At 25.0% G+C, this 12,813-nt stretch carries 10 protein-coding genes; all 10 read left to right on the forward strand.

What is annotated here, in order from left to right; all coding sequences use genetic code 11:
• Positions 1-176: 176 nt before the first annotated feature.
• From Q3304_RS10030 to Q3304_RS10075, 10 genes are read left to right on the forward strand one after another with little or no spacing between them, the layout of a single operon-like run.
• Positions 177-1,544: a hypothetical protein gene (locus tag Q3304_RS10030; RefSeq protein WP_407814327.1), complete on the forward strand. Its 1,368-nt coding sequence runs from the start codon at positions 177-179 to the stop codon at positions 1,542-1,544.
• A gap of 8 nt (positions 1,545-1,552) precedes the next feature.
• Positions 1,553-2,038, forward strand: a complete 486-nt coding sequence (locus Q3304_RS10035) for a hypothetical protein (protein WP_407814328.1) — start codon at positions 1,553-1,555, stop codon at positions 2,036-2,038.
• Positions 2,039-2,045: 7 nt separating this feature from the next.
• Positions 2,046-2,924: a hypothetical protein gene (locus Q3304_RS10040; protein WP_054270745.1), complete on the forward strand. Its 879-nt coding sequence runs from the start codon at positions 2,046-2,048 to the stop codon at positions 2,922-2,924.
• Positions 2,925-2,959: 35 nt separating this feature from the next.
• Positions 2,960-3,268, forward strand: coding sequence for a hypothetical protein (locus Q3304_RS10045; protein ID WP_407814329.1), 309 nt, complete (start codon positions 2,960-2,962; stop codon positions 3,266-3,268).
• 36 nt (positions 3,269-3,304) lie between these two features.
• Positions 3,305-3,634 (forward strand): hypothetical protein, encoded by a 330-nt coding sequence (locus tag Q3304_RS10050; RefSeq protein ID WP_074179677.1) that lies wholly within the window; start codon positions 3,305-3,307, stop codon positions 3,632-3,634.
• Position 3,635: 1 nt separating this feature from the next.
• Complete coding sequence (locus Q3304_RS10055) at positions 3,636-5,816, forward strand: hypothetical protein (protein WP_407814330.1); 2,181 nt, start codon at positions 3,636-3,638, stop codon at positions 5,814-5,816.
• A 10-nt stretch (positions 5,817-5,826) separates the two neighbouring features.
• The gene (locus Q3304_RS10060; protein ID WP_407814331.1) at positions 5,827-7,590 is read left to right on the forward strand and encodes a hypothetical protein; all 1,764 of its coding nucleotides are present in this window, start codon (positions 5,827-5,829) and stop codon (positions 7,588-7,590) included.
• Positions 7,587-9,713 carry a hypothetical protein gene (locus tag Q3304_RS10065; RefSeq protein ID WP_407814332.1) on the forward strand — a complete coding sequence of 709 codons (2,127 nt, stop codon included), beginning with the start codon at positions 7,587-7,589 and terminating at the stop codon, positions 9,711-9,713. Before Q3304_RS10060 ends, Q3304_RS10065 begins: the two co-directional genes overlap by 4 nt.
• Positions 9,713-11,431 (forward strand): hypothetical protein, encoded by a 1,719-nt coding sequence (locus tag Q3304_RS10070; protein WP_407814333.1) that lies wholly within the window; start codon positions 9,713-9,715, stop codon positions 11,429-11,431. The genes Q3304_RS10065 and Q3304_RS10070 overlap by 1 nt, the downstream gene beginning before the upstream one ends.
• Positions 11,424-12,662 (forward strand): hypothetical protein, encoded by a 1,239-nt coding sequence (locus tag Q3304_RS10075; RefSeq protein WP_407811637.1) that lies wholly within the window; start codon positions 11,424-11,426, stop codon positions 12,660-12,662. Before Q3304_RS10070 ends, Q3304_RS10075 begins: the two co-directional genes overlap by 8 nt.
• Positions 12,663-12,813 lie beyond the last annotated feature (151 nt).

Genomic DNA, 12,813 nt, shown 5'->3' on the forward strand with positions numbered 1-12,813 from the left:
ACAATCCCTTTTATAGTAATCATATATATTATTTGTGGCAAACTTAAATTGCAAAATTTATTTGTATAAAAAATTGATAATATAATAAAAAATGTTGAACAAATTCGAGTATAAGCAAGGTATATTAAGAGTGAAAGTGATTTTACAAAAATAAAATGGAAAAGAGGTGAGTTTATTTGGAACATCCCAAAATAAATATATGTAAATCTACAGAAGGAAATTTACTACACTATATTTATAGATTTAAAAATATTTCATCAGAAACAGAAATAGAAGAGTACATAAATAATCAAGACCCAATTATAGAAATATTAGAAGAAAATGCTGACATAGAATCGACTAACATCAAAGATTTTTTACTTAGTAGAAATGATTTTCCAAAAGGATATAATGGATATACTGAATTTACGCTACCATTTGAAATAGTAATTCCTTTTAAAAAATTAATTGTAAATTTAAAAAATGATTTATCCTCAGTTCCTCAAGAAAAAATAGAAATACAATTAAGTTCATATCAAACTATATCAAGAATTTTATTTAAGAAAAAAACTGATTATAATGGATATGAGACATATAGAACTATAACAGAACAATATGAAATTGATGACATAATAAAGATTAGAAATAATAATGGATTTCTAATAAAAAAATCCAATGCTGAATACAATAAAGTTACCTTAGATTTTTCTATAGATATAGTTACATATATAGATATACATGCACATGGAGTATTTGACCCAGTAGTATCTACAATAGAAGGTAAAAACTACATCTTATTTTACCAGAAAAAAGAAGAACAAAAGAATAAATATGAGTATAGAGTAATAAGTAAATTTCAAGATGGATCTATCTCAGAACTATCAAATGTAGGAGTTTGTGAATTATATGAAAATACAGATGAAATAATTCAAGTATTAGAAGTAAAAGAGGATGACATTAAAATAACTAAATGGCAAGAGATAAAGAGAGAAAAAGTTTCAAAAGATATAAATATCAATAAGGATGACCTATATAGTAAAGTAATAAAGACTATAACTAGTCAAGAGATACATTCAGATGATTCCACTTTAATAACTGATGGAATAAGATATGTGAAATTACCAAATATATGGCATAAGAATAAAAGAAAATTATTTTATAGAAAATCTAGAGCTTTTAGGATGAAAAACATATACAAAAACATATCGACAGACTATTGTAAACCAATAATATTTCAAGATAAATTTGAAATATTAATTGATAAAATGCTCATTTACAGAAAAGATGTAACAAATTTAAGTATAGATGAGCAGAAAAAACCAGTTGACATGAAAGATGAAAATGCCACGATATTTAAAATATACATAAGGCAAGGTGGCAAATACTATAATGATTATATAAATAATATAGAAGATAATGATACAATTGAGATGGTCGTATTAAATTCTAGATATCCACTTTTGTCAATAAAGGATTACTGCTTTTATTCAAATAAGTACAACTACACTATATATTTATATGATGAGAAAGGAAATATATCAGACCCCATAGTGGCTGTATTGTAGGTATACATATGTATGAAAATATCAATAATCTTACAAAGATATATACGGAAAATACAATAACTTTTTCAAGGATAAAAAATTTAAAATGTACAAGTTATAAATTATATGTAAATGAAAAAATAGGCGAAAAGTGGAAAAAATATTTATTAACAGAAATACCGAATCCAAAGGTTGAAGTTTTGTTAAATGAAAGTAAAATGCTAGAGTATAATTCAAATCAAAAGTGGTATGTATCCAAGCAGATAAGTGGAGTAGTAAGTAAATATATAAGAGTTAGTGTAAATAATATAGAGTTAGATAGAAATAGTTATACATTTAATTCTAAATTTAAAATTTTATATATTCATATGGAACTTTCTCCTACAGACTTTATTGAGATACAATATCAAGTTGATAAGATAAAGTACGTGCATAAAACTTTAAATAAATGTGAGTATAGTGTAATACCTGTTTTTAATAAAGAATATTTGACAGGGAAACACTCTATATTATAGGTGAACTATGAGTGAAAAATTTACTAAGGTTTCAAGCAAAAATATAATAGATAAGTTATGTACTGATAAAGAAATAGTTAAAAATTCATCTAAAAATGATATATCTTACTATTCAGATAATTTGTTTTTTGATAGAATTTTATTTAATTTTGATAATAATAGATATGCAAATTCCTTATTTATAAATGAATTTAAAAATAAGGAATTTTCTGATGTACTAAATAGCATAAATATAAAATTTGATTTTGATAAAACGTGTATATCTTTAAATGAAGGTAGCAGTTTTGGAGAATATAATTCAGTTGATATTTATACTCATGAACATAAAAGTTCGTCATTAAATAATTTTTTTCTACTGGTGGACCAAGATATACCAGAAGGGTCAGAAGTAATATATTATCTAATAACAGATAAAAAAGAAGTATTTCAGATAAGAGCAAATAATACTGTACCATATACTATACAAAAAGAGGAAGATATACCTAAAACTGTAAAAATAAGAGCTAAGATATGGTCAAATTTGGCAGGAGAATCCCCTGAAATTAATGCAATAGCACTTTTATATAATGATGATTTTACAGAAGCTCAAATGGGTTTAATTAATCCTGATTTAGGAAGACTTCCAAATACTGAATATCCAGATTTAAATGATGTAACAACTATATTAAGAGATTCTAAAAATGATGATAAGTTAATAAAAGTAAGCAGTGCTAATGAAGATGTACTGCTTAATTATAGTGAAGAAGGAAATTTAGATACAATAAATATTTATGAAACAGTATCAGGAGATAAAAAAGAGGACATTTATCTTATATATGATGATTATGAAAATAGTGATAAAGAAGTCGAAAAAGTATTAATGCAAGTTATAAGTAAGAAAAAATAGTAACACATATAGACAATATAGTGAGTTGGTGAAATATGAGAATACAACAGAAAAAAGATAACATTTATGTAAAAGGGCTAGATAAAGTTGATGCATATCTAATAAATATAATTCAAAGATATTTTGAATATGATGGTAAAAAAGTTCTGGGTTCTAAAGAGCAAATTATAGATGAGGTCATACAAAGAGTTAAAGAAGAATTTATATTACCTCAAACTCAAGATTTATTGGAAGCATTTTTACTAAAAAAGGGAATATCATTTGAGGAAAATAAAGTTATAATAACTAATAAAGATTTAATACTTATAAATGGAAAAATAAAAGAAGATAAAAATACTGAATGAACATAAAGTAACAAAATAGATAAAGGAGGAAATTTTGTGCAAGATTTTGAAGAAGATAGATATTTCATTTCAAAAGAAAGTTTGGAAGGGTATATTATGGAAAGCGGTGTTATCATAGGAAAAAAGTTAACTAGAGAACTAGAACTAATGGATGAAAATATGTATGAAGTTCATAAATTATCTTTGTGGATTAAGTTGATAAAGGAAGGTATTAGACCAATTAATTGGAAAAAATCAGAATGGGATGGTACCAGAGTAGAATTTGAAATAATGAAAACTAAGGAAGATGTACAAACAGCTATAAATGAATTAATTGATATACTTGATAAATGTTGCGAAAAGTATAAATTAAAGGTTGGAATATAATATGCTAGGTACTAACTTGAATATAAATAAAATAAAAGATGAGATTATAGAAGAAATTGTAAGTCAAATAGCTTCAAATTGTTCAACTGATGAAGAAAGAAAGATTTTAGAAAATGAATTTAAGACGAAAATTAAAAATAATACACTAATATCAAGTCTAAATGAGCATGAGGTAAATATTAAATCTCAATCAATCAATAAGACTATGAATGAACTATATATAGATTTATTAACCAGTTTTGGTGTAGTTAACTCAATGAGTGAATTGATATCAAAGTATGATGGTATCAGTACATCATATATAAATAGCATAACAACTAAGATAAATCAAATAAAAGATAAATTAGAGAGTTGTAGATATTCTACTTCATTTAAACATATGTCTAAATTTATAATAGAGAGGTTTAGAAATTCAAATAACTTTGATAAAAGTAGAAATATTCAAAAAGATAGAGCTGGGCAATGGATACTAGAGAAGTGTTATGCTAATTTTGATGAAAATGAAAACGTGTTAACATTGCCATTTTTAAAACGGGATAATATGTTGAGGTATGATAATAAAGTATATACAGCATGTTTAAATTATAGCTTTCAGCTAGGGGAAGGATTTATACAATCTTGCAATAACGAAACATCTCTTGAAAATGCTATAGATGGAAATCCAAACTCATTTTGGAGTGATACAATACTATCTGATGCTCCATTAAATGTTTCATTTGAAAATAGTAAACCACAAGCTATATATGTAAGAGATAATTATTTTTATGGAATAGACTCTGGTGCAGTTTGTGATCTTGAGCTTAATTTTGAATCTATCAATAAAATAAATGAGATAAACCTTACCCCATTTACAAAATATCCTATTGATATAGTAGCTATAAGATATAAAATGACAGATGATGAAGATGAAGCATTGATAGAACTAGTAACACCAGATAATAAGGATAAAACATTAAAAAGTGTTTTTACAAAAGATAAGGTTACATTTAGGTTTCCAGATATAATATGTAAGAGAATATACATATTATTTACACAGAAACATTATATAAGAGAAACATATGTATATAATCCAACTGAAATAAATAAAAGTTTACTTTGGTTTAATAATAAAAATGATAGAAAAGAAGAAGTAACTAAAGCTGTATTTAAACCAGTGTATTATGATAGGAAGATGGTTAATTCTTTATGGCGAAAAATGAATGATAGAGTACTGTCTTATTCTTATGACGAGTTACTGTCTAAAATAGTCGGAAATGACAAGTTAAATCATATGGTCTTAAAGTATGAATACAACTATGGTTTATATAATATAGGATGCTATAATAATCATTTTGATAGGACAGGTATTTATACAAGTAAGTCTATAAATTTAAATTCCAATATAAAAAATGTACAGATAGTAACTGATGAATTACATCCTAGAAATTCATTTGGAAAAACCGTTACTGATATAGAATATTATATTACTGCATCTGATAATCCAGAAACTAAAGACTGGATTCCTATATTACCAACTAATAAGGATATTATAGAATCTGAACTTTTATTTATAACAGGGAGTACTAGAGCTTATTTTAGATTTGAGGCAGAAATTATTTATAAAGTAATGAAAGATGGAGAAGAGATACCTTTAAATAGTGAGGAGTTTTATATACATAAAAATCAAAAAACTGGATTTTTTTACTGTATTCAAATATTTAACTATGATTATAATGCAGTATATAGTATAAGTTATAAACCTGTTGCTGGTAGTGATTCTGTGGATTTATCATCAAAGTTAGAAACAACTATAGAATCTTTTAATGGAAAAAATAAATCAAATTTTGAACTTAAATATAGGCCATTTACAGAATATGATGCTGATTATTGTGATGTAAAAGTTACAGATACATTAACTAGTAATATTAACTATGAAATAGAAACTGTAAATGTAACAGATATATCAGAAAATGGTAGTAGTTATAAGAATTTTAATAATTTAGATGATAAATTTCAATTTTATATATTTGAGAATTCAATCTATTTTAATAAAGAGATAGAAAGTAAATATATGATAGATATATCATATAAGCATTTAGTATCAAAAATAAAACTAAAAGCATTATTTAGAAGAAATACAGTTAAAGATGGCTGGCTGACACCTGTTTTAAAAGAAATAAAATATATGATAGATACATTTTAAAGGTGATAATATGAATAATTATAAATATAAAAGGCCAAGTATATTGTTTGAAGAAAGAATTAAAATTTTAATAGAGGATTTAAATAAGGATTTTGATTCTGGGAAAATCAAAACAAAAACAGAGTATTTTTATGAATTTAAAAATATGATTATCGATTTTTATAATAAACTTGGAAAACCATTATTTGAATTCCATGAGGCAGTAGATATACCATCCTTTTCAAGCTATAGTGATATGTTGAAAAAAGCCAAATGTGATATGCATATTTTAATATGCAGTTATAAGGAAATCGGAAATAACTTACAAATATATTTTAAAGATGTTAAAGAAGATAATGAACTATTAATTAACAAATTAAATTGTATAGAAATAGAGATAAATGAACTAGATAAAAAAGTAGACTCCTTGAAAACTGTCAGCAATATGATTTATTCAGATGATTTTACAAAAATTAGTAATATAAACAACTTAAATAATGTTTCTTGTAGTGTATTAAATAGAGCATTAACATTAGCAACAATATCGAGTAAATGTGTAAATGATAATATAAATATACAAATTCTAGATGTATCAAATGGCTTTCCTGGGAATACACATGAAATATATTCATCTTACAATAAAATAAAATATATTGGAGAAGATGATCCTCATATATATTTATCAGACATATTAGATGGAAATGATGATACTTGGTTTGAGTTTGAAATGTATAATTTAGAAGATGATATAAAAATAAAAACTGCAATGGTTGGATTTAAGTATAAAGAAGGTATAAGTTGGATAAGTGATGATAAGATTTTAAAATTACATTTTAAGATTGTTTTAGATATTCCTGTTAATATAAATTGGTTTAAAATTTCTGGGATACCAAATCAAAATGTAAATCTACATAACCCTATAATAAAAAGGATAGTTGTAAGAGATAAATATGAGAATGTTCAAATATTACAATTAAACGAATCTTTAAAGGAAGAAAATATAATAACCTTTAAATCAAGTATAGTTAAAGAAATTGTAGTTGAATTAGAGCAAGAAGATAGCAATTTTACTAAAGTATGTAGAGAGTATTTTTTAAATATAGATCCAACTAAAATTCCATATTTTTTTTATGACAATAATAAAGATTATATACAATTTGATAAACCTCAAAAAAGTATAGAGATTATAGGCCTTAAGTATAACCATGATAATAAAAATATAATTTATCCATCTACAAAGTCAACAAACAAATTTTCAACAAGAGAGTATGTGAAATCTCAATTATTTTATAAAAAGATAAGTGAAGATAGTTATAAGTTTCAATATGAAGAAGTAAATGCAAAGAGATATGTTATAGGTATAAAAAATATTGAACTTAAATACAATGTTTATGATAAGTATGGAGTATATTTATCAGAGAAATTTTTATCAGCTGAAAGTATAAGGTCAATTACTTTGAATTCTAAAGATTACATACCAAGAAGATTTATGGAATATTTAGATGAAAATAAAAAAATTGATGACTATATTAAATACTATATAAGTTTTGATGATGGTTCAGTATGGACTAGAATAAGACCAAGACATAGAGCTGAATATGGCTCTTGTGCAATAGTTATAAATAGTAATATATCAACTATAAATAGAAATAAAAATATTACATATGTTGATATGCTTAATGATGTGAATGAATTTAGGTTGAAAATAGAGTTAGATAGACCAGATGAAATAATTGATGAGTCACCTATAGTATATAATTATAGGATAGATGTAGGTTCGGAGGAAATTATATGATGAACATTCAAGAGTATCAATTAAAAATTAAAGAAGAAGAGATAATAAAAAGACTTCTGAATAATGGTGATTTAGTAACTTTTTACGAAGTAAACAAGTTTATAAGTGAGTTTTTTGAGAAAAAAATAATTGGGTTACCATATTTTAAGCCATTTACATTATTACCATATCAAAATTCAGATAAAGAACAATTTAATACTATGTTTAAAAATATAGAATATGATTTGAAATCTATTTATGAAGTACATAATAATCAAGTAGAATCTTCTATAGAGACTATAAATAAATATGACTTAGAAATGATAAACATATATAACGAAGCAAATAAGATTATTGCTTATTCAGAAATAGCAAATGAATTTTCAAGCAAAAAAAAATCGTATTATCCTTATGTTATAACTTTTAATACACTTGAAGATACGAACACTATTAATTTAGTAAAAAATAACATACCTAAGTCAACTTGTGAAATAGATTACAATACCTCTACACTTAGAAATGAACTTCATTCAATCCCAAGTGATAAAATAGATTTGAGTAAGTCAAATTTGAAAGTATTGTTAAATGGGCAAGAGATAGATTCAAATACAAATATAAATTTGGTATTAAATGAGGCTCTTAATGAAAATATATCATTAGACATAACACCAATTAAAAGTGAAACTCAAATAATCACTATAGATTTAGAGTTAGATACTATTAAAACAGTATCTAGAATTGAACTTAGTGGTTATTCACTACAGGATACCACTATAACATTATTAATTTCTTCTGACAATAAGAACTTTAAAGAAAAGTTTAAATATAAAGGAGAAAAAAATAATATATGGAGATTTAACAAAGAAGATATATTAGTAATTAAATTTATAATAGAAAAATATGAGATTGGTCAAGAAGAACTAGATAACTTAGGTTCCTTATTTGTATTAAATAATATTTCACTTTATAATGATAAATACTCTAAAACCAGTGTGTACACAAGTAATAGAATTAATGTTGATGAACCTATATCAAAAATAACTTTAAATCCTCAAAATAAAGTGCCACCTATGACCAATATATCGTATTTCATAGGTATAGAAGACAAAAATAATAGTGTAGAATGGAAGAACATAAAGCCAAATATTGCTTTAGATTTAAATCTCTTATACGAAGAAGAAAAAATACTTAATTACTATACATCTGATTTATTTGGAAGACGCGATTTTGATATACAATTAAAAAACTTTTTATTTTATGTGCAACAACTTCCAAAGTATGTAAATTTAAATTCTATTGAAATGAGAACAGGACATTCTCAATGGCTTATTGAGAGGTTAGATGTAAGTGATAAATACAATCAAGAATATCCAAGTTCATTGAGAGTATCTATAAATGATTATGCAAAGCATAGAGTCACTGGAATAGCTCCAATGGATGCAAATACAATGGAGATAATGTGTAAAAGTAAATGGAATTATATAGTGATGAGTCAGTATGTTAATTGTCTTGAAGAAACTATAATAGAAGATAAATACTTTAGTTTTGAGAAAGATAAAGAAGTATTTGATGTAGTTGTACTTGTAAATGGAAGACAAGTATTTAAAAAAGATAATAAATATGCATTTAAGTTAAAAAAGGGAGAAAATAAACTTCAAATAATGTTTTTACTTGGTGAATTAGATTTATCAAAATCAGTAAAAAGCATTAAGCATAATTTTAATTTAATGTCTCATAGTGATTCTATATTTGCTGGTTCAAAGATGGAAAGAATAACCTATAATTCTTTAGTGAAAAATATAAGTAATAATTCTCTTAAGTATTATGCAATAAAATCTATAGATAATGTGGATAGTATAGTTATAAAGTTTGACCCTAATTATGTAATTACTCCAAATGACCCTATAAGTATTGAATTAAAAGAAAAAAAGATTCCACAATATCAAAGACCAGATATAAAAATTAATACAGCTGAATACTTTAGAATATTTGTAAAATATAAACATATGTTACCCTCAACAATTGAAAGATTAAAATCTCTGGATGGTAATAGTTTAATAAGATGTAGAGTAATGGCAAAATTATCTACATCAGATATATCTGTTACTCCTGTAATCAATAATATAAAGGTGGTGGCTGAATAATGTCAATAACATTATATACGAAATCATCTGATAGAGAAAATAAAGTTAGTTTAAAATGGGAGAATACATCAAGTTCACCACATTTGTATAGAGTATTTAGAAAAAAAATAGGAGATGATTTTGGGAATTCTGTTGACGAAGTATTTCAACCTATTTCTGTATGTGAACTAGAAAGATTAGAAAGTGACATAAAGGTATTAAATATACATCCAAATATAGGAGAAGAGATTAGTTTCAAATGTTATAGAGGTATTACATGGACCATTAAGAAATCTGCTTCTTTAAAAAAATGGATGGAAGAGCCTTGTAAAGAAGATGCAAGAGGGTATGGTTTAGCTAAGATAAATGTAACTCCTGTATCAAATAGAGAATTTTGTGAAAGTCCAGATGATTTTTTAAAAGATAGTAGAGGAATGTATATTTATGATGTAATAGTTATCGGATTTTCTAGTGGTGAAGATTATATTGTTGAAAATAAATTAAACAAAAGAGCACTAGATGCTATATTTGAGTTTATGAAAACAAATAGAAGTGTTATTGCGAGTCATGATTTAATTTCATCTATATTTAGAGAAGATGAAAGTTTGAATAAATTAAGAGATTTTTTTAATATAAAAGTTGGAAAGTGGAATGACAATAATATATTTTTTGATGAAGGTCATGGATTCACAAGTTCTGTATGGGGAAATGAAGTAGTTATAAATAAATCAGATTCAGTTACATTATATCCTTGGAATATGGTGAATAATGAAGAAAAAATAAAAATATCATATACTCATACTACATCAAATTTTGCTTATGGAGATATATGGTTTAATATAGTACCACAAAAAATAGAAGGAAATTCAAATTGGTCTGCTTCACAAGAGAAAGCATCTTCCTATTATCTTACAACATGGAATAATACAGCTATGATTCAAATAGGACACAATATAGATGATATTGAAGATATAGCGGAATATGAAAAGAAAATATTGGCAAATACTATTTTTAGAATGAAACAATTGACTGAAAATATGTCTGTTGAAGACAAGCCAGGAGATACATCTATTCCAATTAAACCAAGTATAACAAATCAGTATACTACTGAGGATAGAAAGGTCATTTTGGAGTATACTTCTACAGATACAGGAAGTATATATCAATATTATGTAGAAGGAGTAGATTTAAACTCAAAGGTAGTAACAGAATCAAATGTAGCTACAACAATAGTTACAACAGGTATTAAAGAGTATAATTGGTGTTTACATACTGTAGAAAGTGATATTAATCCAATCACCTTAGATAATTCACCAATTATATATAATAAGACTCAAAGAGAGACCATTATGACACAACCCCTTCAAAAAGGATATTATATGTTTAGAGTTTATACAACTGATTATTCAGGTAATAAATCTAATGTAGAAAGTAAGATTTTTCATGTAGATGGTAAAGTATATGACACTTCAAATAGAGTATTAGATGAAGTTCCAAATGCTGTAAGGTTTAATAATAGGTATAGAGGAGCACAAGAAAGTTATAAGATAAGTTCAATGTACCATCAAGCAGAGCATAATATAAGAAAATTAAGTGATAAGATAGATAGGTTAGATGTAATGAAAGAAGACGTGTCTATAGACTCTAATTGCAGTTATGGAAGTTTTGCAGATATAATTGGAAATATACAAGAAGAAATAGACACATTCTATGATGTAAGGGGGGAATTAGGTGAATAAAGTAGTTATTAATAATTTACCAGTATCAAATAGAAAAGATTTTGGATATAAAGCTATAAATACAAGTTCAATGCATAATGATAATCAAAATAACATGCTAAATGATATATTAGATTTGTTTAATAAAACTAATGAGATAGAACGTATGTTAAATGATAATATAAATTTAATAAAACTTGAAAATGCTCAACTAGAAGCTGTAAACTCAAACTTGATACAAAAATATAATCAGTTATTAAATAAGTATATTGATATACAAAAGTCTAATAAATTGAGAAGAAAAATAATCTTACCACAAGATTGTAAGTCTGATGAGAGTACTTTTGGAGCCATAATAAACAATATAACATCAGATATAACTATAAGACCTTCAAAAAAAATTTCAAAATTAGCTGTTTTCGATGATGTATCAAATTCCATGTTTATTCCAAAAAGTCTATCAGTTAAAACTAAAATTATTAGTTTTGGTGTTATATCAGAAAAGGACAACGATGTGTATGCTCCTTTTTCTAAAGATAATAATCTATATTGGATAAAAAGAGTAGTTACAGGTAATTCTGTAGATTTTTTGGACACAGAATATGAGATTACTCTTCCAGAAGATATTATGACTACATTAGAAATGAATGAAATATATATACATCCGTTTTTATGTAGTGTAAAAAATGTATATATAAGGTTTGGAGATTCTAGTTATTGGGAAGAAGTAGAGGGAATTGGATATCATTCAGCAATAACACAAAATAATTCAACAAATGAATTTTCAAATTCAGTTAGAGCATTTAGAATAAATTTTCCTAATAAAAAAGTTAATCAAATAAAGATAGTTTTAAGAAGTTATAATTATGAAGAATGTGAGACAAATCTAAGAACTTTCGTTTATGGTATAAAATCATTAGGAGCATATATAAATTATTATAATAATTATGAATCTTCTACATTTAGTTTTAAATGTAATATTGATGAAAAGAGAGATGTAATGATTACAGGTATAACACCCCATTTTAATAATAGCAGTGATGGTGGAAAGTATTCTAAAGATTTTATATTTGATATATATTATGAAGATAAAGGTGAATATTATCATAAAATAGTTGATGCTTTTCCATTTAGACCTCCTAGTCAAAACTTAATGTTCAAATGTAGAATAGGAGAAACTTATAGTGAAATGAATATAAAGAGTATTGATATAAATTATACCTACTCTGGAGAGGATTCAGAGCATTTTTAGATGTGAATAACTGTATTTAATATTTTGCATGTGATATAATTAGTAGTACAAATTTGGAGGTGGTACTTTTGATAGTGTTTGTGTAGGTTTATAATAAAGCTTTTTTTAACTTTGTCTTTTATAGAAGACTTTTTTTTTGTTTATTAGTTGT

It is taken from the genome of Clostridioides sp. GD02377 (assembly GCF_045899875.1).
GTDB classification, from domain to species: Bacteria; Bacillota; Clostridia; order Peptostreptococcales; family Peptostreptococcaceae; genus Clostridioides; species Clostridioides difficile_A.